Source organism: Variovorax humicola (genome assembly GCF_037889915.1).
Lineage (GTDB): Bacteria > Pseudomonadota > Gammaproteobacteria > Burkholderiales > Burkholderiaceae_C > Variovorax > Variovorax humicola.
In genome coordinates this window covers 75,180-96,699 of sequence record NZ_JBBKZV010000027.1, presented here as the reverse complement: position 1 = coordinate 96,699, position 21,520 = coordinate 75,180, and the positions used below count along the sequence as shown (strand labels likewise).

Here is a 21,520-nt window from a genome sequence, read left to right as displayed (position 1 = left end):
TCAGCCCCGGTGAGCTTGCCTTGGCGCTGGGCCTTGACCCAGTTGAACAGGGTCTGCTCGACCACGCCCAACGTGCGCGCCGCCGCCGCGATGCTCTGGCCACCTTCGACCCGCCGCACGGCCTCCTTCTTGAACTCCAGCGTGTAGCGCGCTCTAATCGTCTTCGTCATTACCGTTCTCCTTGCTTGCATTGAAACACTCAGCAAGGGATACGTTTTTCGAGGGCAAGGTCAGTGCGGTAAACCAGCGATCTCGTGGTCTTCGTTGCGAGGCGCTCGCCGCATCCTTGGCAACGGACCGCCGACTTGAGAAAGAGTGCCGTCTGTTCCTTCAGCAAGATGGACTGCAGGCGCTCCAACATGTCGTGCGTTTCGCGAATGAACAGGCCAAGTCCGGATGACGGGTCGCAGTCTTGCTCTCGCTGCACCGCGCCCAACTCCAACGTCTCCGGTGGAAGGCCATCTTGACGGTCTACCACCGCCTGGATCGTGATTCGCATGCGCAGCTCCGCGAGACAGTTTCGAAGATAGTGATCGTCGCACCGTGGCGCCTCGAAGCGTCGCCTCCGTTTTTGGCCGCTTCCGCCGATCAGGACGACGCCCTGCCGCCCGCAGGCGCGTCCGGCATCGGCCCCACATAGCGCCCGCGCGGTCGGATCACCTGCGCGACGCCCAGTTGTTCCAGGCCATGCGCCAGCAGGCCAATGCTGCGCGCCGTCGCGAAGAGCCCGAAGGCCGCATCGGCCGGCAGTTGATGGTGGACGACCAGGGCGGTCAGGGCCACGTCGATGTTGGGCTGCAAGCCGGTCAGCCGGGTGGCCTTGCCGATGAAGCGCGCGATGGCTTCCGGCGGCTCGAACTGGGCGAGCAAGGCAGCCGCGCGCGGGTCGCCGTCGGGATAGAGGTGGTGGCCGAAGCCCGCCAGCGGCAAACCGGTCGACAGGTAGTGGGCCAGGACCTGGTCCTCGCCCAGCCGCTCCACTTCGCCGAACAGCGCCTGGACGCGGCCCGAGGCATCGCCATGCAACGGTCCCGAGAGCGTGGTCAATCCGGCCAGGAGGCAGGCCGGCAAAGACGCGCCGGTCGAGGCGGTGATGCGTGCGACGAAGGCCGAGCTGGTCAGTTCGTGGTCGACCAGGAGGACCATGGCGAAGCGCAGCAGATCGGCCACCCGGGCCGGCTGCTTCCATCCCTGCGCAAAGCGCAGGTGCAGCGGTTCGCGGCCGGGCTTGGCGCCGAATCCGTTGGCCACCTTGCCCACCAGGGCCTGCCCCTCGCCGTGCAGCACTCGGGTCAGGCGCCCCCGCGTGGAATGCCCTTCGGCGGCGAGCCTCGCCAGCGCAGTGAAGGCAGCGCTGCGTCCCGGCTCGCCGGAACGCAGCGACGTGGCGCAAGAAAAGTCGACGGGTTGCTCGGCCTCCCACAACAGCTGGGCCACCTCTTCAAGGCTGGCGGTGCCGGCCAGACCAATGGCGTCCTGGCCCCGGTAGTACAGGCGACCGCGGGAAATCGCACATAGGGCCGTCGGAATGCTGGGTTCGGCGCCGAACAGCGTGTTGGTCGCCAGGGTCTCGTGCTTGCGGCCGGCCTGCTTGCGCCTGGCAAGGCCAGCGATGTCCTCGGCACGGTAGAGGCTACGGCGCGTATCGGCCGGGTCGGGCGTCACTTCCAGCTTGCCGCGGCTGGCGTAGGCATAGAGCGTCTGGGGCCGCACCCCGAGGAGCCGGCACGCCTCGTCAATCGAAATCCAGGAAGCCATGGGTCGGATGCTCGGCGGAGTTATTTATATTGATTTTATACATCAATATTGACGTATAGATCAATCGTCAACAACATACGCTCCGTCTCCCCCAAAAAGCCACTTCCAACCAGGGCCACGCCGGCCCGCGCACCGACATGAAGCCCCAGGTCCTGCAACTCAACCCGATCCTGATCCCCGCGATCAACGACAAGCTCGCATCGCGCTATACGGTCCACAAGTATTTCGAGACCACCGATCCGCAAGCCTGGCTGCATGAACATGGCGCATCGATCGATGCCGTGATCACCGGAGGGCACACCGGCATCTCGCGCGCGATGCTCGAACAGCTGCCCGGCCTCAAGGTCGTGGCCGTCAACGGCGTCGGCACCGACGCGGTGGACCTGGCCTACTGCCGCGGCCAGGGACTGCCCGTCACCGCAACACTGGGCGCGCTGACGGAGGACGTGGCCGACCTGGCCATCGGCTTGCTCATTGCCGCCTGCCGCAACCTGTGCGCCGGCGACCGCTTCGTGCGCGACGGCCAGTGGGAACGCTTTCCCCAGCCCAGCGCCATTCCGCTGGCGCGCCGGTTCAGCGGCATGCGCGTCGGCATCGTCGGGATGGGGCGCGTCGGGCGCGCGGTCGCAGTGCGGGCCGCGGCCTTCGGCTGCCCCGTCAGCTACACCGACCTGCGCGTCATGGAGGACGTCGCCCATCGTTTCGTGCCTGGCCTGGTCGATCTCGCGCAGGACTCCGACGCGCTCGTGCTGTGCGCGGCCGCGGACAAGGCCGAAGGGATCGTCGATGCGGCCGTGCTCGAAGCGCTCGGCCCGAACGGCTTCCTGGTCAATGTCGCGCGTGGGCGCCTGGTCAACGAGGCCGACCTGACGCAGGCACTGAGCGCGGGGCGCATTGCCGGTGCCGGCCTGGACGTGTTCGTCGACGAGCCTCGCGTCCCGCTCGCCCTGCGCCAGTCCGACCGCGCGATCCTGCAGGCCCACCGCGCCAGCGCCACCTGGGAGACGCGCACCGCCATGGGCGAGATGGTGCTCGAAAGCATCGCCCAGGCCCTGGCAGGCGAACGCCCCGCCATGAGCCTGACCACCTGAACATGATGATGGAACTCGCATTCCCCGCGCCCGCGCCGACCCTCCTGCCGGTGGCGGGCAGCGCAGCGGCCTTCCCCGTAGGCCGCGTGTACTGCATCGGCCGCAACTACAGGTGGAGCCGCGACGAGCAGATGGCGGCGCAGTCGATGCCGGACTGGTTCATGAAGCCAGCCAACGCGGTGGTGCAGGCGCACGGCCTGCTGCCCTACCCTCCGGCCACGGAAGACTTCTGCCACGAGATCGAACTGGTCGTGGCCATCGGCCACGGCGGCCGGGACATCGATCCAGCCGAGGTGGAGTCGCAACACATCTGGGGTTATGCCGCAGGACTGGATCTCACGCGGCGCGACCTGCAGCAGCAGGCCAAGCGCGCGGGCGGCCCATGGGAGGCCGCCAAGGCCTTCGACCGCTCGGCCCCCTGCACGCCGCTGGTTCCCGCTTCAGTCTGCGGCCATCCCCGGCATGGCGCGGTGTGGCTCGCGGTCAATGGCGAAGAACGCCAGCGCGCCGACGTGTCCGATCTCATGCACCCGGTGCGCGAACTGGTGGCCATGCTGTCCAGGTCGGTCACGCTTGCGCCGGGGGATCTGGTCTTCACCGGCACTCCCGCGGGCGTGGGCTCGCTGCAACCGGGCGATGTCGTGAGCGGCGGCGTGGCCGACATCGGCCGCTTCTCCATGACTGTGGGCGCTCGCGCATGAACCCGCGCACGCATTCCCTGCCTCCCTCACGCCCCACGGATCAACACCAGGAGATTCCCTTTTGAATGCCCCCACCTCAACGAAGATCGCGCTGGTCACCGGCGCTGGCAGCGGCGTCGGTCGTGCCACGGCGCTCGCGCTGCTGAACGACGGCTGGACTGTCGTGCTCGCAGGCCGGCGGGCCGAGCCACTGCAGGCCTTGGCGGCCGAAGCCGAAGCGCGCGGACAGGCGGTTCTCGCCGTGCCCGCCGACGTGACCGACCCGGCCAGCGTGGAGGCGCTGTTCGGCGCCATCGAGCGCAGGTTCGGCCGCCTGGACCTGCTGTTCAACAATGCCGGCGTCAACGCCCCCGCGGTGCCGATGGACGAATTGCCGCTGGACAAATGGTTCAGCGTGCTCAATACGAACGTCACCGGCGTGTTCCTGTGTGCGCGCGCGGCTTTCGGCCTCATGCGCCGCCAGTCGCCGCAGGGCGGTCGCATCGTCAACAACGGCTCGATCTCGGCGCACACTCCCCGCCCATTCACCGCGCCCTACACCGCCAGCAAGCACGCGGTGTCGGGACTGACCAAGGCGCTGGCGCTCGATGGCCGCGCCTTCGGCATCGTGGCCAGCCAGATCGACATCGGCAATGCGCTGACCGAACTGTCCGAGCGCATGACGCGCGGCGTCCTGCAGGCCAACGGCACGGTCGCGCCCGAACCCATGATGGACGCGGCCCACGTGGCCAATGCGGTGCGCCACATCGCGGCGCTGCCGCTGGACGCCAACGTGCTGAACATGACCATCATGGCCAGCGCCATGCCCTTCGTCGGGCGCGGCTAGCAGAGAGGCCCGGGAACGCGGCGCCGCCGGGCTCCACAAACCGCGCTTGCGCCTCATGACCTTTCGATCCATTCGCTCAAGGAGACTCCCATGCAATTCACATCCCTGTTCACGGCACTTGCCGTCTCGGCCTCCCTGGCCTTGGTGCCGGCCCTGGCATTGGCCCAGGCCTACCCGACCCGTGCGATCCGGATCATCGTGCCCGCGCCGCCGGGCGGCGCGATCGACACGCTGGCCCGCGTGGTCGGCGACAAGATCGGGGCCTCGATGGGCCAGGCGGTGATCGTCGACAACAAGCCCGGGGCATCCAACAACCTCGGCACCGACCTCCTGGCCAAGTCGGCGCCCGACGGCTACACGATCGGCATCGTGGGCGGCAGCCACAACATCAATAAATTCCTCTTCAGGAACCTGGGCTGGGATCCGGAGAAGAGCTTCGAGCCCATCATCTACACCCACGAGGTTCCGCTGGTGTTTGCCATCTACCCGCAGATCCCGGCAAAGACGCTGCCCGAATTCGTCGCGTGGATGAAGGCGAATCCGGAGCAAGCCAAGGTTGCCACATCGGGCCGCGGCAGTGCGCAGGAAATGGCGGCCGAGATGTTCCGCATGCAAAGCGGTGTCCAGATGCTGCTGGTGCCCTACAAAGGCTCCTCTGCGGCGCAGCCGGACCTGTTGGCCGGCCGCACCGCGCTCTACATCGACACGATCACCGCCATCCAGGCGCAGGTGAAGGCCGGCAACGTGCGTGCCATTGCAGTGTCGACCCGCAAACGGGCCAAGTCCCTGCCTGACGTGCCAACAGTCGAGGAGCAGGGGTTCAAGGGCTACGACGCCAACACCAACGGCGGCTTCCTCGCGCCTGCCGGCACGCCCAAGGCGATCATCGACAAGCTCAATGCCGAGATCAACAAGGCGTTGGAGCTCCCCGATGTGCGCGCCAAACTGGAGGCCGCGGGCATCGAGATCCAGGGCGGAACGCCGCAGGAGTACGCGGCGCTGATCAAGTCCGACCTCGCCAAGTGGGGCAAGGTCGTCAAGGAGGCGGGGATTCCGTCGGAGTGAGGCCCACAACGTAGTTCTGGTCGGGGCCGGGTCGTTGAAAAGCCATCTTGCGACCGCCATCGGCGTAGCAGGAGCGCTGCGCGTAGTTGATCAGATATTTTGCGCAGGTATGGGAGGTACCGAACCAGGCGAGCAAGTGTCTTGTTTGCGCCGACCCAGCCCGTTGCGCGGCCAATCGCTGCCAGGCGCCGCAAGCACCTGTCGCGCTGACCGTGCCAGAGCAGCCACTTGGCGCCCTCAACGCGTCGCTTGATCGACGCTATCGTCTGCACGCTGACGCCCCGAAGGCCTTGAACCGAGGTGCGCAGATGCTGGAAGCGCATCCCGATGTGCATGCCAATCCGACATCTTCTCCGCCGTCGGACAGGACGACGACTGACTGCTTGGGGGAAATGCCGGCGGAGCCAAGAAACGCCTGCTGTCGAAGCCCTGCCCTTGGGTCATAGCCCGTGTATGCGTGCGCGAGATTTCGACCCGCCTCGGCATGAACAATCTTCGAGGCGATGCAGGCGAACCACCGTCGTCCATCGACCCTGACGTCGACTTGACGTAACCCGCATCGATCTGGATGGCGATGTGGGAGCAAAGTTGTAATGTCGCGTTCGAGCAAAGTTCAAATGTCGCAAAGTTGGCTGCCCCGAGCACCGTGGTACAGCGATGGCAACACCCACGGCAACTATCACCATGACGATGCGCGAAGTCGATCGACTCAAGACGATTCAGGCGGTGGTCGACCGCTGCGGATCAGGCCAGGCCGCGGAGCGGCTTGGCATGAGCCGAAGGCAGATCGAGCATCGCAGCACCCCGTCGCACGAGATCGGCTGTGTGGGGCGCGCCGGTGGCCTGGCCTGAACCTCCTGGGTCTGGGCCCCGTTGTGACGCCCGATCGGCCGCCGCTTCAATCGAGGACACCCAGCGCGCGCTCCTTGGCCTGGACAACATCACTAAAGCGATCCCATTCGGCCGGGATCGAAGGCTCGATGCCCGCGAGCTTGCACCCCATCCGTTCTGTATGCATTACCAATTCGGCATAGAGCTCGTTCGAAATGCACGAGACCAGTTGGCCGCCCCCGTCGCATGGCCCTGCAAAGCAAAACTGGTAGCGCGACGCTTCACTTAGGTAGAGTTGTTCGAATCGCTCGCGTGCATACGCGTCACGAAACGCATGATCGATATTGGCGGGTGACCACGGCAGCATGAAGTACATCGCTTCGATCGGGCCCACATTCCAGATGATCGAGCGTCGCGCCGGCGCTTCGGCGATCCAGGAGGCGAGTTCGTCCATCGCATTGGCGCGTGGGCCGTCCCCGAACACAAAGCGAGCCTTGCGTGTCACCGTGGACATGGCCCACGCGTGGGTGAGTTCGCAGGCGGTCAGAACGCCTTCCGACAGGTAGACCTGCATCACGGCGCGGGGGAGGATGCCGAATCGCATGCAGCGATTGAAGCGAGAACAGGCATCGAAGGTAACTGCCAATTGTGGTAGGTCACCTTCTCCTCGGGCGCGTCTCGCCCTCGACCAGCGCGACGGCGCATTAACTTTTCAGAGCGCGGCGCGCGGATATCGACCTCGCATTGCCGCCCCAAAACCTGAACCAGAGAGCGAACAGGAAACTCAACAAACTCAAGGGCGTACGTGACGCCACCCGCATGGTTGCTGGACTTGGCAACCGTCACTTATTGCACCGAAAACGAGTAGACCCTTGATTGCGCGTGGCGATGCCGCACCCGCGATGCGTCTCGACGTCACTGAGGAACTCCCGCACCAACTGCGGCGACAAATCGACCACAGCCAGTCGATCCACGTGTCAATGGCATTGCATCCGTCGCGCACAGATGATCGATTGGATCGACCTGCTCCCTGGTGCCATCGTCAACTAGACCAAGGTCCAGTCCCCAATGCGCCCCGGACCGGCGTAGCGTTCGTCGGGATGAACGACGAGTCGCTTATTGCCGTGGTGGAGGACGACGAGCCCGTGCGGCTGATGCTTGGCCGGTTGCTGCGACTGGCGAACTACCAGGTACATGAATACGCAAGCGGAGAAGCTTTTTTGGCTTCGCTGACCGCCCAGCTTCCGCATTGCGCCATCGTGGATGTGCACATGCCCGGCCTGTCGGGATTCGACGTGCAGTCGCGTATCCGCGCCCGGAATCTCAAGGTGCCGGTGATCCTTGCCACGGCGAGCGATGACGCGGCACTTGACCGCTGCGCGCTCGCGAGCGGCGCATGCGCATTGCTACGAAAGCCGTTCTCCAGCGAGGAGTGGCTCAACGCGATTGGCACGGCGACTGCCCAGTAAGGTTGATCTGCGCGCAGGGTGTGCCACACCTCCCGCTGCAAACTGTGATGCACTTGCTGCACAAGCATTGCGATGCCCCTCGGGCTCCACGCAACTGCTTCGCCAGATTCGGCTTCAGGGGTAATCGTACTTCCTTGCGAATTGATACGGTCGCGGGAGATTTCCCTTTGAAAATCAACAGCTTGCGTACGAGGTCTCACGCGCAGAGAATGGCCATTCGTAAGTGGTTGTCGCACAAAGGCTTTTTTGCCCAGACCGTATCAAATTTCATCAAAAGGACGCTCACCCCAAGGCCCCTTGCAGCTCGTGCTGGCCACCTGCGACGAAACGCTGCGCGGCAAGCGCGATCGCGCCCTGCTGCTCATTGCCTGGGCCACGGGCGGCCGGCGCCGTTCGGAGGTGGCCGGGGCCACCCTGGAAAACCTGCGACGTGTGGATGCCAAGTCGTATGTCTACACGCTCACGCATTCCAAGACCAATCAGTCCGGAGAGGAACGCCCCGAGGACGTCAAGCCGCTCGTGGGCAGCGCGGCGCTGGCCATGCAGGGGTGGCTCGCCGCCAGCGGCATCAAGGAAGGCGCCCTCTTCCGTCGCATCCGCAAGGGCGGGCATCTGGGCGAACCGCTGGCGCCCGCGGCGGTGCGCGACATCGTCAAGGAACGCTGTGCGCTCGCGGGTGTCGAGGGAGAATATTCTGCGCACTCGCTGCGGGCGGGCTTTGTGACGGAAGCGGGATAGCAGGCCATGTCGCTGCCCGAGACCATGGCGATGACAGGACACCACAGCGTGGCCACCGTCATGGGGTACTTCCGCGCCGAGAGTTCGCTCAACAGCAAGGCCAGCCGGATGCTCGATGAGGATTGAATGCGGTGCGTGAATGCCGGGAGCACGCCGCGCATTTTGTACATGATGGTAATATACAGGAATGATTGACCTGACCCCCGTCATCGGGTTTGAGTGGGATAAGGGCAATGCGCGCAAGAACGAAAAGCACGGAGTGTCGACGGCCGAAGCCGAGCAACTCTTCTTCAACGCGCCATTGCTGCTCTTGGAAGACGTGGCCCATGGCCATCAAGAACCTCGGTTCCACGCATTGGGGAAGACCGACGACGCGAGAGCATTGCATATCACATTCACGTTGCGCCAATCGAATCAGTTGATTCGCGTCATCTCAGCAAGGGACATGCACCGCAAGGAGCGCGCTATTTATGAGCAAGCAGACTAAAGCCATCCCGAAGTTCGCCACCGAAGAGCAAGAGCGTGCGTACTGGGAGAAGCATGACTCATCGGATCACTTGGACTGGTCGAAGGCTGCCAAGGTCACCCTGCCCAATTTGAAGCCGACGACGAAGACGATCTCGCTGCGCTTGCCTCAGCACTTGCTGGACTCGATCAAGGTCGCGGCCAACGCCCGCGATGTGCCATACCAGTCACTGATCAAGGTCTGGCTGCAGGAGAAGCTTCGCGCGCGTTGAGCGAGTTTCGGCTCCGGTGCCCAATGCGTCGAGGCGTGGTCACGACCGGGGTACGAGGGTTCATACCGCCAACTTTTGGCGACGGATTGCGCCGAGCAGGCCCAGTGCCTTGCCATCGAGGCGCGTCCCTCAGAGCGCCTCTACCAGTTCCGGCACCGCCGTGAACAGGTCAGCCACAAGGCCGTAGTCGGCCACCGAGAAGATAGGCGCTTCCTCGTCTTTGTTGATCGCCACAATCACCTTGGAGTTCTTCATGCCGGCCAGGTGCTGGATGGCGCCTGAGATGCTTGTGCAGCGGCCTTGCCGGCTTCGGCGGCGTTCGCGCCAGCAACCATCACGTGGACATCGCCGCTTTGGCAGGCGATGCCTGCGGTAACGGAGTTCAGGGTCGCCGGCTTGAGCGTGGCGTGGTCGTGTTCGGCAATAACAAGTACGGTCATGATCAGATCACCTTGGCTTCGTACTTCAGCTTGTCCACCAGTGTGGCGACATCCGGCACTTTGATGCCTGCATTGCGCTTCGGCGGCTCGGAGACCTTGAGCGTCTTCAGGCGGGGCTTGACGTCCACGGCCAAATCCTCGGGCTTCACCGTATGGAGCTGCTTCTTCTTGGCCTTCATGATGTTGGGCAAGGTCACGTAGCGTGGCTCGTTCAGACGCAGGTCGGTGGTGATGACCGCTGGGAAGGTCAGGGAGATGGTCTCCAGGCCGCCATCGACTTCACAGGTCACATTGGCCTTGTCGCCCGTCATCGATGGCCTGCTTGCCGAGGATGACCAACTGGGGCTGTTCCCTGTCCACCAGCGCCTTCAGCAGCTTGGCGACGGCACAGCTCTTCGGTCGTCTCGACCAGGATGCCGCGATCGGCGCCAATCGCCATTGCGGTTCGCAGGGTCTCCTGGGACTTCGCATCGCCGCAGGATACAGCGATGAACTCCGTGGCCACGCTCTTCTCCTTCAGGCGCGCAGCCTCTTCGACGGCAATCTCGTCGAACGGGTTCATGCTCATTTTTACGTTGGCGATGTCTCCACACCGGTGTGGTCCGCAAAAATTCCGTCCGTCGTCTCACCTGTCTCACCGATGAGTGGTTGGCTCGGGCCGAACGCCGTGGCACGATGAGGCCATGGGGATGCTCTTGCAGATCGTGCTCCGCCTGATTGAAGACGCCTTGCGGTGGCTGGTGCTGCTGGCGCGCGCGGACGAGACTGTCCGCTCCGAGAATCTTGTGCTGCGTCGCCAACTGGCCATGTTCGTCGAGCGAGGTATTCAGCCTCGTCGCGTGGATGCCGCACCCGAGTCAGTCTGGCCGTTCTGACGCGTCTGTTCTACTGGCGCAACGCGGTGGTGATCGTGAAACTGGCCACGATCGTGCGCTGGCATCGCGCTGGATGGAGGCTCTTTTGGCGAATGAAGTCGCGGCCGGGTCGTCCGCCGATCCCTCGCGAACTACGCCTGCTGATTCGGCGGATGGGACAGGAGAACCCGCTGTGGGGCGAAGAGCGCATTGCCAACGAGTTGCTACTCAAGCTGGGTGTGCGGGTCTCGCCGCGGACGGTCCGCAAGTACCTGCCGAAGCGACCTCCCGGTCAGCCTCGCGGCGATGAACGCTGCTCGACATTCCTGCAGAACCACGCGAAGGCGATTCTGGCGTGCGACTTCTTCGTGACCGTCACCGCGACGTTTCGACTGCTCTACGTGTTCGTCGTCATCGAGCACGGCAACCGCCGACTGATGCACGTGAATGTCACCGCGCATCCGAGCGCGGCCTGGACGCTGCAGCAGATGAGAGAAGTGATCGCGGACACCGACGGCTACGGGTATCTGCTTCATGACCGGGACAGCATCTTTGCGAAACACCTGGACGATTCGATCCGGGCGTTGGGCCTGGCAGTCTTGCGCTCCCCATTCGCAAGTCCGAAGGCGAACTCCATCTGTGAGCGGGTCATCGGAACGATTCGTCGCGAGTGCCTGGACTGGGTGATCCCTCTATCGGGGCCGCACTTGAGATCGATCCTTCACGAGTGGGTCTCGCACTACAACGGCGGACGCCCCCTCACAGCGCGTTGGGCCCGGGCGTGCCGGGCCCTCCTCGTGGCTCGGTGCGGCGATCCAAAGCCGAAGCTCGGCATCGATGGGTGCCGGGCGCGCGCGTGCGCGCAAAGCCCGTGCTGGGCGGATTGCACCACGAGTATTCGTTGGCTCAGTTGGCGGCGCCCTTGTAGCCGCTATCCGAGGTCCGACGAACCGTCTCCGAGGTCTGCCGAACGCCCAAGTCAGCTGATAGAGGCGAGATTTTGCGGAGCACAGGGCCGGCTTCCGGTGGGCGCAAGCGGGTCAGAAGACGTGAGCGCCCAGGGCCACCACGCGCTGCCGGCCGTCGGGTCGTTTCATGTCATGCGAAACCGTATTGAGGCACTGCGGCAGCGCCGCTCCCCAGGAACTCGCTGTAGGGGAAGGCCCATCCCACCATCAGCAGCGTGTCGCAGTCCTGCATGAGGTTCCAGCTGGGTTCGGTGCCGAGCAGGCCCAGCGAGCCGGTGACCCAGGGCAGGTCGTCCGGCAGCACCGACTTGCCCAGCAGGGCCTTGGCCGCGCCGGCCTGCAGGCGGTCGGCCACGGCGACCACCTCGTCGGTCGCGTTCTTCGCGCCGGCACCCACCAGGATCGCCACCTTCTGCCCCGCATTGAGGACGTCGGCGGCCTTCTGCAGCAGCTGCGCATCCGGCAGCTGCGCCGGGCCTGCGTGCCCAACGCCGGTGTGCGTGGAACCGTGCGCCATCGGCGGCTCGTGGTAGTCGAGCAGCTGCACGTCGTCCAGCGCGATGCGGGCGCCGTCAAGGCCAGGCGTTGGAAAAGGAAACGATCGGCATTCGCGCCGGCAGGAAGAGTAGGAATTGCCAGTCTCGGCGCGTCAACCAAGGCGCCGGGCGGCGGGCAAGGCCTGCGGCGCGCGAGCCAAGCTCTGCAAATGCAAGATAAAATCTTCAATTTGCAAGAACTCGCTGGAATGGCCCCATGATCACCCGCGACATCGCACCGCTCGCCGCCGAACTGGCGCGCCGCTATCCGGTCCTGACGCTGACCGGACCGCGCCAGAGCGGCAAGACCACGCTCTGCCGCAGCCTGTTTCCCGACAAGCCCTACCTCACGCTGGAAGACCCCGACACGCGGCGTTTCGCCGAAGAAGACCCGCGCGGCTTCCTGAAGGGCATCGAAGGCGGCGCCATCGTCGACGAGATCCAGCGCGCGCCGGAGATACCCTCCTACCTTCAGGCGATAGTCGATGCCGACCCGACGCCGGGGCGCTTCATCTTGACGGGCAGCCAGCAGTTTGAACTCATGTCCCAAGTGAGTCAGTCACTTGCCGGGCGCACTGCAGTGCTGCGCCTGCTGCCGTTCTCGCTCGCCGAAGTTGCTCGGTTGCATCCGCTGCCGCCGCTGGCGCAAACGCTGCTCACGGGCTTCTATCCGCGCATTCATGACCGAGACCTCGACCCCTCGCAAGCGCTCGGCGACTACTTCACGACCTACGTGGAGCGTGACCTGCGCCAGTTGGCCGCTGTACATGACCTGCAGCGCTTCGGTCGCTTCGTGCGACTGTGCGCCGGGCGCGTCGGCCAGCTCGTGAACCTCACGAGTCTGGGCAACGATGCCGGCGTTTCGCACGCCACCGCCCGGGCCTGGCTTGATTTGCTCCAGACCAGCTACATCGTGCACGTGCTGCCGCCCTGGTTCACCAACACCTCGAAGCGGCTCGTGAAGAGCCCGAAGCTGTACTTCCACGACGTGGGCTTGGCGTGCTGGCTGCTGGGCTTGCGCAGCGCCGAACAGGTGGTGCGCGACCCGCTTTTCGGCAGCTTGTTCGAGAACCTGGTGATCATCGAAGCCCTCAAGACCCGATTCAATCAGGGCGAGTCGGCGGAAATGTATTTCTTCCGCGATGCCACAGGCAACGAAGTCGATCTGCTGATCCCCTCGGGACGCAAGCTCCGCGCCGTGGAAATCAAGGCTGGCGCGACAGTCAACGCCGATTATTTCCGCGGCCTCCGCAGTTTCACGGCAGCCTTCCCCGATGCGCTGGAAGGCGGCAGCGTAGTCTACGGCGGCGAAACCGACCAGGCACGAAGCGACTGGCCGGTGATCGGCTGGCAACGCCTGCAGCATCCGCCGCAACGGTGAGCCTGCGCGGTCGGCTCAGCCTGCCGCCGGTCCTGCATGGGCTGCTTCCGGCACCGGTGTGAGGAGCCGCCCGGTGTCGAAGAATGAATGAAGGTTGTCGATGACGAGTTCCCCCATGGCGGCGCGCGTCTCATGGGTGGCGGTCCCGATGTGCGGCAGCAGGACGACGTTCTCCAGGGCGCACAGTTCCTCGGGGAAGCAGGGCTCGGTCGCAAAGACGTCGAGCGCCGCGCCTGCGATGGCACGGAATTCCAGCGCACGGGTCAGCGCCTCGCCATCCACGGCGCTTCCTCGGGCCACATTGATCAGGTAGCCGCCGGCGCCCAACTCGGCAATGACATCGGCAGACACCAGGTGCTGGGTGTCCGCACCACCCGCGACCGCGATCATCAGGAAGTCCGACCATCGCGCCAGCGCCTTGAGGTCGTCCATGTAGCGGTACTCGACGCCCTCGACGGGCCTGCGGTTGTGATAGCGGATCTCCATGTCGAAGCCCTGGCCCCGGCGCGCGATGGCGCGGCCGATGCGCCCGAGTCCGACGACGCCGAGCTTCTTCCGACTCAGGCGCGTGGCCAGGCGGAATGGCCGCTGCATCCAGTCCCCGCGTCGCATGAATCGGTCCGCTTCGCTGAGGCCGCGCGAGATGTCCAGCATCGCGCCCCACGCAAGGTCGGACACGCAGTCATTCAGGACGACGGCGTGTAGCTCACGGCAACGCTGCGGCGCCTCGCCGCGGCGACATCGATGCTGTCATAGCCCACCCCGAAGCTGGCGATGACGCGCAGCGTGGCAACGCCTCGATGATGCCGGCATCGACGCCGACGCGCGCAGACCCGACCAGCGCCGTGTGCCCGGCTGCGTTGGCCTGCAGCCAGGCGGCCGGGTCTTCCTGCTGCCAGAGCGGCACGACGTCGAACTCCTCCGCGAGCCTCGATTCCACGGCGGGCACGAGCCGTCCATGCTGGATCACGGTCCTCTTCATCCGGCTGCTCCTTTGATCCATCATTCCGCGGTCGCTCCCGATTGCTTGACGATGCGGTCCCACTTGCGCACCTCTTCGCCGATGTACTTCGAAAATGCCTCGGGGCCCTTGATGGCCGGCTGGAATCCGCGCTCGATCAGGCGTGCCTGCATGTCGGGCGTGCGCAGCGCCGCCTCGATGTCGCGGTCGAGCCGCGCCACGACATCCTTGGGCGTATGGGCAGGCGCGAGGATGCCGAACCATGAACCTGCCTCGAATCCGGGAACGCCGGCTTCCACCCCTCGTGGGAACGTCCGGCAGGACCGGCGAGCGCTGCAGGCTGGTCACCGCCAGGGCACGCAGCCTGCCGGCCTTGATGAACGGCAGCGAGGTGGGCAGGTTGCCGAACATGAGCTGCACCTGGCCGGCGAGCAGGTCGTTCAATGCGGGGGCGCTTCCCTTGTACCCGACATGCGACATCTCGACGCCCGTCATCGACTTGAACATCTCGCCCGACAGGTGGATCGAGCTCCCTGGGCCCGATGACGCGAAGTCCAGCCGGCCGGGATTCTTCTTGCCATACGCAAATGAGTTCCTGCACGCTGTGCGCCGGCAGGCTCGGATGCACCACCAGCACATTGGGAACAGATGCCATCATCGTCACCGGCGCGAAGTCGCGCTGGATGTCGAACGGCATCTTCTTGTAGAGGCTGCTGTTGATGGCGTGCGTGCCGACCGGCCCAACACCAGCGTGTAGCCGTGGGCGAGCGCCTTGGCCACGCTGTCGGCACCGATGTTCCCGCCTGCTCTCTCCGACCGGATCGGTCGCCGGCCGGTCTTCATCGCCGGCAACATCCTGTGCGCCATCTCCGTCGTCTTCTTTCTGTGGGCGATTCCGAGCGGCAACGAGACACTGGTCTTCATTGCAGGCGTGATCCTGGGCGGCGTGTTCTACAGCATCACGAATGCGGTGTGCCGGCCACCTATGCCGAGCGCTTCCCGACGCAGGTGCGACTGTCGGGCATGGCCGTGGGCACGCAATTCGGCTTCGCAGTCGCGGGCTTTGCGCCGCTCATCGAATCCGCACCGATGGACAAGTAGGGCACGGATCCCTGGGTGCTGCCCGCGGCCTTCGCGGTGCTTGTCTGCCTGATCTCGGCAGTGTCGATCTACTCGATGCGAGAGACTTTCAACGTGCCGCTGGACGAGCTCGGAAAGTAAGGGAGAAGTTCGAGGGGGCCCACTTCAAGTCCCATCGACTACTTCGAACCGTGTGACTGGAATACGCCTTGCTCACGTCACCATCGACAACAACCGCCCGGACAGCGGCGCGCTTGCAAGCATGTCCAGCGCCACGCTGTGGCGGGCCGTCGTGATCGTCAACGACTCGCGGCCCTCTCCGTCCGCAGCGGGCGACAAGACAAGATCGGTGGCGCAAGGCACAGGCAATCCCACGACGCGATCCAGTTGACCGTCCGGCGTGAACCTCGCGATGGACCAGCCATCACACAACGCCGTCCAGATGCCGCCATGTGAATCGAAGGCCAGCCCGCAGACGCGTCCCGAGCCCTTGGGCACCGACGCCAGCCGGCGCACCGCGGCCTGCCCGGGTTGCATGACGAGGATCGCCCCCGAGCCCTGCGCGGTGGCGTAGAGCGCGCCTGCATCCGCATGCCAGCCCAGGCCATGCACGGGCTCGCCGATGCGCCATTGCACGTCCAGCGTTGCGTTGTCGCGGACCCGGCCAATGGCTGTGCCAGCTTCCGGCAGCGCAACCGCAGCCCAGATTTCCTGCTCCGCACCGTTGCAAACGGCCAGCACCTGGCCTTGCAGCCACGGCGTGTGGGCTGAGGTTTGACCATCCGCGCCAACACGCGCGGCCCCGCGCTCATGCACGGCAATCACGTCCTCACCCGCACGCAGCAAGCCGACGATAGGGGATTCGATGGCGCAAAGCTCGCGATCGACACCCTCCTCCATCACGTGGACCGAAGGGGCCAGCACATCGGCCCACCAGAGCCTGCGACCGTCCGCCGACCACAGCGGATGCGCGCCGTGAAAAGCCCAGTGGCCCGGCAGTGCCGACACCGACGCCTCGGTGCCCGGCGTCACGTCGGCGCCAGCCGGATGCAACTGCGCGCCGATGCGCCGCGCCGAATCGACCAACTCGGGGCCCAGCAGGTCCAGGCGCGCGCGGGTCAGCCGGTACGCCGGGCCAGCCACGCTGATCGCGCCCCGCACTTGTCCCGCGCTGTCGATCACCGGCGCGCCGACGCAGCGCACGCCGAGCACGATTTCCTCGTCGTCGATCGAATAGCCGCGCGCCTTGGTGATGCGCAACTCGGCCTGCAGGCGGCGCCGGTCCGTGATGGTGAGCGGCGTGAGCGGCTTGAGCACGACGTCGCGAACGATGGCATCTCGTTCCTCGTCCGGCAGTGCCGACAGGATGGCCTTGCCCTGGCTGGTGCAGTGCACCGGCTTGCGCTCGCCGAGCGCGGCGGCCGAGCGCTGGCTGTGCGCGCCGTCGCAGCGCTCCAGCGAGATGACTTCGCGGCCGTCGAGCGTGGCGAGATAGCTGGTCTCACCGGTGAGGTCACGCAACGCTCGCAGTTCCAACGCCGCAGCCGCGACGAGGTCAGGCATCGCGTAGGCCTGCCGCGCCATCTCGAAGCAGCGAAAGCCCAGGCAATACACCCTGCGCAGGGGGTCGCGACGCACCAGCCCGCGTGCCACCAGCGTGGCCAGCAGCCGGTAGACCGTGGTGCGCGGCAGCGCGAGACGTTCCGCCAGCTCGCTTTGCCCGAGACCGTTGGGCGCGGCGCCAATGGCATCCAGTACGTCGAGCGCTTTTTCGAGGGCGCCGGTGCCCTCGCCGGAAGTGTTGGCCATGGTGTGCTTGGTTTGTCTCAAATGGTGGTACCGGGCTGGGTGCCGCGTGTTGCGGGGCGCCCTGCTCCCATTCTATTTTTCGGGCACTTTCCCTAGGATCGATCCTGCTTCGCCGGCGGCATCAACCGCCATCCGACTTCCCACTATTTGAGACAGACCATGACGACCCAAGTTCCTGCGCCACTCGCATCGATCCCCCAGCGCGCCCGCGCCCCGCACGTGCCCGACGAAGTGCTCGACCGCCTCGCCAAATGCACGAGCGGATCGCTCACCACCCAGCTCTACATCAAGGGCTTCCGGCAACCCGTGCTGCATGGCCTCACACCACTGAACAAGAAGATGGTGCCCTTCGCCGGCCGGGCGTACACGATGCGCTTCATCCCCGCGCGCGAGGATGTCGATGTCTACGGCAACCTCACGACCGAACCCAGCGCCGACAACCTCCAATGGGTCGGCGTCGAGCAGATCGAGCCCGGCCATGTGCTCGTGATCGACAGCAACAAGGACGGCCGCGCCGCCTCCATGGGCAACATGCTGATCACGCGGATGATGATGCGCGGCGCGCGTGGCGTGATCACCGACGGCACCTTCCGCGACGGCACCGAGCTGAGCCAGATGGAGTTTCCGATCTGGTGCACCGGCGTCACGGCGACCACGCGCCTGTCGTACCACCACGTGGCGGACTTGCAGGTTCCGATCGGCTGCGCCGGCGTGGCGGTCTACCCCGGCGACGTGATCCACGGCGACGGCGACAACATCACCGTGATTCCCGCGCACCTGGCCGAAGAGATGGCCAACTTGTGCGAGAAGCGCGACGACATCGAGGCCTACCTCGCCCTGCGCGTGCAGGCCGGCGAGGCGTTGTGGGGCCTGTATCCGCCGAGCGATGCCACGCGCGCACAGCACAAGCAGTGGGTCGCGGACGGCCGCCCTGCGATCGCCCCTTCCAAGCCGGCCGGCAGCCGCTGATCACCGTCAACACAACAGAAGAACACCATGGCCGATTCAAAGTTCACCCCCGAAGACCACGCCGCCCTCATCCGCCGCTACTTCGATGCCTGCAATGCCGCCGACTACGACGCGCTGGTCGACTGCTTCACGCCGGACGCAGTGCACTACTTTCCCGCGGGCCTGCCCGAGATCCCCTGGCGCAGCGCCGACACCATCGCGAAGAAGTGGCAATGGTGCGTCGAGACGCTGGGCTCCCAATGGACGATCGACAAGCTCATCGTCAGCCACGACACGCCCGAGGCGATGATCGAGTGGACCCACTGGAAGAACAAGAGCGGCACCGCGCTGCGCGGCGCCGAGTGGTACGACTTCGACCCCGAGACCGGCAAGATCAAGGAGATCCGCGCCTACTACGCCGCGCCGGCCGACAAGGAGGTCCGGATCAACGAGCTCGTCGCCTTCGACTACGCCGGGCGCGGCTACCCCCTCAAGAGCAAGTGAGTGCCGATGCTGCAATCCATTGAAGCGCGCACCGGCAACGCGGTGGGCGAGCGCTGGGCGGAGTCGACGCCGTCGGAGATCGACGCGGCGGTTGCTGCCGCGGCCTCGGCGGCCGATGCCTTTGCCGCCACTTCAGCGAGCCGGCGTGCCGGGCTGCTGCGTGGATTGGCTTCGGTACTGGAGGCTGAACGCGAAAGCCTCGTCGCACTGGCCGATCGCGAAACCGGGCTGGGCCTGCCGCGCCTGAATGGCGAGCTCGACCGATCGACGTTCCAGTTGCGCGGCTTTGCCGACGTGCTGGAGGGCGGCGGCGCGCACACGGTCATCGACGACAAGGCCGTTGCCGGTGCACCGCCGTCCGGCCGCCCTCGCCTCACGCGGGTGCGAGTGCCGCTGGGCCCGGTCGCGATGTTCTCGGCCAGCAACTTCCCCTTTGCCTTCTCGGTGCTGGGCGGGGACACCGCATCGGCGCTCGGTGCGGGATGCCCGGTGGTGGTCAAGGCACATCCCGCGCATCCCGAACTGTCGCGGCGCACGGCGGCATTGGCGCTGCGGGTCATTGCCGCGCAGGGGTTGCCGGTCGGCGTCTTCCAGTTCGTGCAGGGCGGCTCGATCGACGTCGGTGTTGCGCTCGTGAAGGCGACGGCCATCGCGGCCGTGGCATTCACCGGGTCGTTCAAGGGCGGGACGGCGCTGGCGCGCATTGCGGGCGAGCGGGCGCGTCCGATCCCTTTCTTTGGCGAACTGGGGTCCGTCAATCCGCTGGTCGTGCTGCCCGCGGCGCTGGAGAAGAACGGCGTCGAGCTGGCCGGCACGCTGGCCCAGTCGATCTGCGTCGGTGCGGGGCAGTTCTGCACCAGTCCCGGCGTCATCCTCGTGCTGCAGGATGCCGCCGGCGATGCGTTCGTCCAGGCGCTTGCCGCCGCGCTTCGCGACCTGAAGCCGCACGCAATGCTGTCGGCCACCATCCGTGCCACCTTCGAGCGCGGGGTTGCGCAATGGCGCAATGCGTCACGGCTGAAGCCGCTCGTCGATGACGCAGGCGATGCCTCCGCCGCGGCTCCACGCCCATTCCTGGCGGAGACGCTGGCCGCCGACTTCATCGACGATCACGCGCTGCATGAGGAAGTGTTCGGTTGCGCCGCACTGGTCGTGCGCGTGGCGTCGATCGACGAAGCCGTCGAGGTGCTGAAGGCCATCGGCGGGTCGCTCACCGTCACGCTGTGGGGTGCGGACCAGGACGCGGAGCCGACGCGCCGGCTGGTCCGCACCGCCATGCAGGTGGCCGGCCGGGTGCTCTTCAGCGGCGTGCCCACCGGCGTGGCAGTGACCGCGGCCCAGCATCACGGCGGCCCCTTCCCCGCCTCGACGCAACCATTCACCACCTCGGTCGGCTATGCCGCGATGGACCGCTTCCTGCGCCCGGTCGCGCTGCAGGATGCGCCGGCGTGGCTTCTGGATCGACAAGGAGTTCCCGCATGACCATGCGCCACATCGTCCTCTTCCGCCGCAAGCTGGACACCGCCAAGGATGCCGCACTGGAAGCGGCGCTCGCCGAGCGCATGGCCGCGCTGGGCGCCCGGATCCCGGTCATCCAGGGCTGGAAGTTCGCCGCCAACGAACTGGCGCGCCCGATCTGCTGGGACTACGTGCTCGAAGCCGAAGTCGCCGATGCGAAGGCGCTCGACGAGTATCTTTTCCACCCGTTGCACCAGGCCCTGGTGGCCGACCTGAAACCGTATTTCGAGTGGGCGGCGGCGGACTACACCGCATGAGCAGCAGCACGGCCAGCGATGTCACGCGCTTCCCGCGCGAGGCGTTGGAGCGTGACGTCACCCGCCCCCTTGCCAGCGCCGGGCTGGCAGACGACAAGGCCAGGTGCGTCGCGCAGACACTGGTCCTGGCCGACATGATGGGCCACGTCACCCACGGTCTCGCACTGGCACCCGGCTATGTGGCCTCGATCGAATCCGGCGACATGGCACGTGACGGCGAGCCGGAAGTCATCTCCGATCGCGGCGCGTGCATTGCCTGGAAAGGTCACCGGCTGCCCGGCGCCTGGCTGGTCGAGCGCGCCATCGATCTTGCGCTCGAGCGCATCGCGGCCCACGGCGTCGTCACCATCACCATTGCCGGCAGCCATCACACCGGCGCGCTGGCCACCTACCTGCCGCGGCTGACCGAACACGGCCTGCTGCCCATCCTCACCTGCTCGGGACCGGCTGCCGCGGGTGTCGCGCCATTCGGCGGCACCCGCGGCCTCTTCACGCCGAACCCCATCGCCGCGGGCATTCCGACGGCGGCCGACCCCATCCTGCTGGACATCAGCGCATCGATCACCACCAACAACCGGGCCCGGCAGCTCGCAAGCGCAGGACAACGCTTCCCCGCCGCATGGGTCCTGGATGCACAGGGCCATGCCACCGACGATCCCAACGTGGCCGTGTCCGGGGGCGGCAGCCTGCTGCCCATCGGAGGCCTCGACCATGGCCACAAGGGCTACGGCCTGGCGCTGCTCGTCGAAGCGCTGACGCAGGGACTGTCCGGCCTGGGTCGGAACACGCATCCCACCGGCACGCTGATGAACGTGTTCCTCCAGGTGATCGACCCCGATGCATTCGGCGGCCGGCACGCCTTCGAACAGGAAAGCACATGGCTCGCCGAGGCATGCGGCTCCAACCCGCCGCGGCCAGGCGTGAAGCAGGTGCGCGTGCCGGGCGAACACGCGATGTCATCCGAACGCGCAAGCGCGCGAGCTCGGCGTCCCGCTGGCGCGCACCGTGGTGGATGCGCTCGCTGCATGCATGGCGCGGCGCGGACTGG

Annotated in this window: 26 protein-coding genes and 6 pseudogenes; 18 read left to right on the top strand and 14 right to left on the bottom strand. The window is 66.0% G+C overall.

Annotation, left to right across the window (positions count from 1 at the left end; translation table 11 throughout):
* From WKW80_RS28780 to WKW80_RS28770, 3 genes are all read right to left on the bottom strand, one after another.
* On the bottom strand, positions 1-170 hold a 170-nt coding region (locus WKW80_RS28780), incomplete at its 3' end, for a transposase (protein WP_340367010.1).
* A 29-nt stretch (positions 171-199) separates the two neighbouring features.
* A complete protein-coding gene (locus WKW80_RS28775; RefSeq protein ID WP_340367004.1) occupies positions 200-499 on the bottom strand; it encodes a hypothetical protein in 300 nt (99 codons plus the stop codon).
* Between the two features lie 89 nt (positions 500-588).
* Positions 589-1,758 (bottom strand): citrate/2-methylcitrate synthase, encoded by a 1,170-nt coding sequence (locus WKW80_RS28770; protein ID WP_340367003.1) that lies wholly within the window; start codon positions 1,756-1,758, stop codon positions 589-591.
* A gap of 137 nt (positions 1,759-1,895) precedes the next feature.
* Here WKW80_RS28770 and WKW80_RS28765 point away from each other — a divergent pair, with 137 nt between their 5' ends.
* The 5 genes from WKW80_RS28765 (at position 1,896) to WKW80_RS28745 (ending at position 6,293) form a co-directional block, all read left to right on the top strand.
* A complete protein-coding gene (locus WKW80_RS28765; RefSeq protein ID WP_340367002.1) occupies positions 1,896-2,849 on the top strand; it encodes a 2-hydroxyacid dehydrogenase in 954 nt (317 codons plus the stop codon).
* 5 nt (positions 2,850-2,854) lie between these two features.
* Positions 2,855-3,550, top strand: coding sequence for a fumarylacetoacetate hydrolase family protein (locus WKW80_RS28760; RefSeq protein WP_340367009.1), 696 nt, complete (start codon positions 2,855-2,857; stop codon positions 3,548-3,550).
* A gap of 61 nt (positions 3,551-3,611) precedes the next feature.
* Positions 3,612-4,376 (top strand): SDR family oxidoreductase, encoded by a 765-nt coding sequence (locus tag WKW80_RS28755; RefSeq protein WP_340367001.1) that lies wholly within the window; start codon positions 3,612-3,614, stop codon positions 4,374-4,376.
* Positions 4,377-4,466: 90 nt separating this feature from the next.
* Positions 4,467-5,441 carry a Bug family tripartite tricarboxylate transporter substrate binding protein gene (locus tag WKW80_RS28750; protein ID WP_340367000.1) on the top strand — a complete coding sequence of 325 codons (975 nt, stop codon included), beginning with the start codon at positions 4,467-4,469 and terminating at the stop codon, positions 5,439-5,441.
* 657 nt (positions 5,442-6,098) lie between these two features.
* A complete protein-coding gene (locus WKW80_RS28745; protein ID WP_340367012.1) occupies positions 6,099-6,293 on the top strand; it encodes a hypothetical protein in 195 nt (64 codons plus the stop codon).
* 46 nt (positions 6,294-6,339) lie between these two features.
* Here WKW80_RS28745 and WKW80_RS28740 read toward each other — a convergent pair whose 3' ends face one another.
* Positions 6,340-6,918 carry a hypothetical protein gene (locus WKW80_RS28740; RefSeq protein ID WP_340366999.1) on the bottom strand — a complete coding sequence of 193 codons (579 nt, stop codon included), beginning with the start codon at positions 6,916-6,918 and terminating at the stop codon, positions 6,340-6,342.
* A 226-nt stretch (positions 6,919-7,144) separates the two neighbouring features.
* Between WKW80_RS28740 and WKW80_RS28735 the strand changes: the two genes are divergently transcribed.
* From WKW80_RS28735 to WKW80_RS28720, 4 genes and pseudogenes are all read left to right on the top strand, one after another.
* The gene (locus WKW80_RS28735; protein WP_340366998.1) at positions 7,145-7,741 is read left to right on the top strand and encodes a response regulator transcription factor; all 597 of its coding nucleotides are present in this window, start codon (positions 7,145-7,147) and stop codon (positions 7,739-7,741) included.
* Between the two features lie 237 nt (positions 7,742-7,978).
* Positions 7,979-8,605 (top strand): annotated as a pseudogene (locus tag WKW80_RS28730) (site-specific integrase); the annotation flags it as partial.
* A gap of 61 nt (positions 8,606-8,666) precedes the next feature.
* Positions 8,667-8,966, top strand: a complete 300-nt coding sequence (locus tag WKW80_RS28725; protein ID WP_340366997.1) for a BrnT family toxin — start codon at positions 8,667-8,669, stop codon at positions 8,964-8,966.
* Positions 8,950-9,216, top strand: a complete 267-nt coding sequence (locus WKW80_RS28720) for a BrnA antitoxin family protein (RefSeq protein WP_340366996.1) — start codon at positions 8,950-8,952, stop codon at positions 9,214-9,216. Before WKW80_RS28725 ends, WKW80_RS28720 begins: the two co-directional genes overlap by 17 nt.
* A 129-nt stretch (positions 9,217-9,345) precedes the next feature.
* Here the strand turns inward: WKW80_RS28720 and WKW80_RS28715 are convergent.
* The 3 genes and pseudogenes from WKW80_RS28715 to WKW80_RS28705 all read right to left on the bottom strand — a co-directional run.
* Positions 9,346-9,501 (bottom strand): annotated as a pseudogene (locus tag WKW80_RS28715) (electron transfer flavoprotein subunit alpha/FixB family protein); the annotation flags it as partial.
* Positions 9,468-9,656, bottom strand: a complete 189-nt coding sequence (locus tag WKW80_RS28710) for an adenine nucleotide alpha hydrolase family protein (RefSeq protein WP_340366995.1) — start codon at positions 9,654-9,656, stop codon at positions 9,468-9,470. The gene WKW80_RS28710 and the pseudogene WKW80_RS28715, both read right to left, overlap by 34 nt.
* Before the next feature lie 2 nt (positions 9,657-9,658).
* Positions 9,659-10,224, bottom strand: a pseudogene (locus WKW80_RS28705) (electron transfer flavoprotein subunit beta/FixA family protein).
* A 121-nt stretch (positions 10,225-10,345) separates the two neighbouring features.
* Between WKW80_RS28705 and WKW80_RS28700 the strand changes: the two are divergent.
* On the top strand, positions 10,346-10,531 hold the full coding sequence (locus WKW80_RS28700) for a hypothetical protein (RefSeq protein ID WP_340367011.1): 186 nt from the start codon (positions 10,346-10,348) through the stop codon (positions 10,529-10,531).
* 203 nt (positions 10,532-10,734) lie between these two features.
* Here WKW80_RS28700 and WKW80_RS28695 read toward each other — a convergent pair whose 3' ends face one another.
* Positions 10,735-11,046: a hypothetical protein gene (locus WKW80_RS28695; protein ID WP_340366994.1), complete on the bottom strand. Its 312-nt coding sequence runs from the start codon at positions 11,044-11,046 to the stop codon at positions 10,735-10,737.
* Between WKW80_RS28695 and WKW80_RS37460 the strand changes: the two genes are divergently transcribed.
* Complete coding sequence (locus WKW80_RS37460; RefSeq protein WP_422822981.1) at positions 10,948-11,712, top strand: integrase core domain-containing protein; 765 nt, start codon at positions 10,948-10,950, stop codon at positions 11,710-11,712. The two genes, WKW80_RS28695 and WKW80_RS37460, sit on opposite strands and share 99 nt — an antisense overlap.
* On the opposite strand, the pseudogene WKW80_RS28690 reads toward WKW80_RS37460, so the two are convergent.
* A pseudogene (locus tag WKW80_RS28690) lies at positions 11,651-12,028 on the bottom strand (thiamine pyrophosphate-requiring protein); the annotation flags it as partial. The gene WKW80_RS37460 and the pseudogene WKW80_RS28690 overlap by 62 nt on opposite strands.
* Before the next feature lie 203 nt (positions 12,029-12,231).
* Between WKW80_RS28690 and WKW80_RS28685 the strand changes: the two are divergent.
* Positions 12,232-13,395: an ATP-binding protein gene (locus WKW80_RS28685; protein ID WP_340366993.1), complete on the top strand. Its 1,164-nt coding sequence runs from the start codon at positions 12,232-12,234 to the stop codon at positions 13,393-13,395.
* Between the two features lie 15 nt (positions 13,396-13,410).
* On the opposite strand, the gene WKW80_RS28680 is transcribed toward WKW80_RS28685, so the two are convergent.
* The 4 genes and pseudogenes from WKW80_RS28680 to WKW80_RS37455 form a co-directional block, all read right to left on the bottom strand.
* On the bottom strand, positions 13,411-14,073 hold the full coding sequence (locus tag WKW80_RS28680; protein WP_340366992.1) for an NAD(P)-dependent oxidoreductase: 663 nt from the start codon (positions 14,071-14,073) through the stop codon (positions 13,411-13,413).
* Positions 14,074-14,081: 8 nt separating this feature from the next.
* Positions 14,082-14,156 (bottom strand): hypothetical protein, encoded by a 75-nt coding sequence (locus tag WKW80_RS28675; RefSeq protein ID WP_340367008.1) that lies wholly within the window; start codon positions 14,154-14,156, stop codon positions 14,082-14,084.
* Positions 14,157-14,397: 241 nt separating this feature from the next.
* Positions 14,398-14,655, bottom strand: a complete 258-nt coding sequence (locus WKW80_RS28670) for a tripartite tricarboxylate transporter substrate-binding protein (RefSeq protein WP_340366991.1) — start codon at positions 14,653-14,655, stop codon at positions 14,398-14,400.
* A 22-nt stretch (positions 14,656-14,677) separates the two neighbouring features.
* A pseudogene (locus tag WKW80_RS37455) lies at positions 14,678-14,995 on the bottom strand (tripartite tricarboxylate transporter substrate-binding protein); the annotation flags it as partial.
* 333 nt (positions 14,996-15,328) lie between these two features.
* On the opposite strand from WKW80_RS37455, the gene WKW80_RS28665 reads away from it, so the two are divergent.
* On the top strand, positions 15,329-15,457 hold the full coding sequence (locus tag WKW80_RS28665) for a hypothetical protein (protein ID WP_340366990.1): 129 nt from the start codon (positions 15,329-15,331) through the stop codon (positions 15,455-15,457).
* 192 nt (positions 15,458-15,649) lie between these two features.
* On the opposite strand, the gene WKW80_RS28660 is transcribed toward WKW80_RS28665, so the two are convergent.
* On the bottom strand, positions 15,650-17,245 hold the full coding sequence (locus WKW80_RS28660) for an IclR family transcriptional regulator domain-containing protein (protein WP_340366989.1): 1,596 nt from the start codon (positions 17,243-17,245) through the stop codon (positions 15,650-15,652).
* Positions 17,246-17,404: 159 nt separating this feature from the next.
* Here WKW80_RS28660 and WKW80_RS28655 point away from each other — a divergent pair, with 159 nt between their 5' ends.
* The 5 genes and pseudogenes from WKW80_RS28655 to WKW80_RS28635 all read left to right on the top strand — a co-directional run.
* The gene (locus tag WKW80_RS28655; RefSeq protein ID WP_340366988.1) at positions 17,405-18,214 is read left to right on the top strand and encodes an RraA family protein; all 810 of its coding nucleotides are present in this window, start codon (positions 17,405-17,407) and stop codon (positions 18,212-18,214) included.
* Positions 18,215-18,241: 27 nt separating this feature from the next.
* Positions 18,242-18,697 carry a nuclear transport factor 2 family protein gene (locus WKW80_RS28650; protein WP_340366987.1) on the top strand — a complete coding sequence of 152 codons (456 nt, stop codon included), beginning with the start codon at positions 18,242-18,244 and terminating at the stop codon, positions 18,695-18,697.
* 6 nt (positions 18,698-18,703) lie between these two features.
* On the top strand, positions 18,704-20,179 hold the full coding sequence (locus WKW80_RS28645) for an aldehyde dehydrogenase (NADP(+)) (RefSeq protein ID WP_340366986.1): 1,476 nt from the start codon (positions 18,704-18,706) through the stop codon (positions 20,177-20,179).
* Complete coding sequence (locus tag WKW80_RS28640) at positions 20,176-20,472, top strand: Dabb family protein (RefSeq protein WP_340366985.1); 297 nt, start codon at positions 20,176-20,178, stop codon at positions 20,470-20,472. Before WKW80_RS28645 ends, WKW80_RS28640 begins: the two co-directional genes overlap by 4 nt.
* A pseudogene (locus tag WKW80_RS28635) lies at positions 20,469-21,386 on the top strand (Ldh family oxidoreductase); the annotation flags it as partial. The gene WKW80_RS28640 and the pseudogene WKW80_RS28635, both read left to right, overlap by 4 nt.
* Between the last annotated feature and the right edge of the window lie 134 nt (positions 21,387-21,520).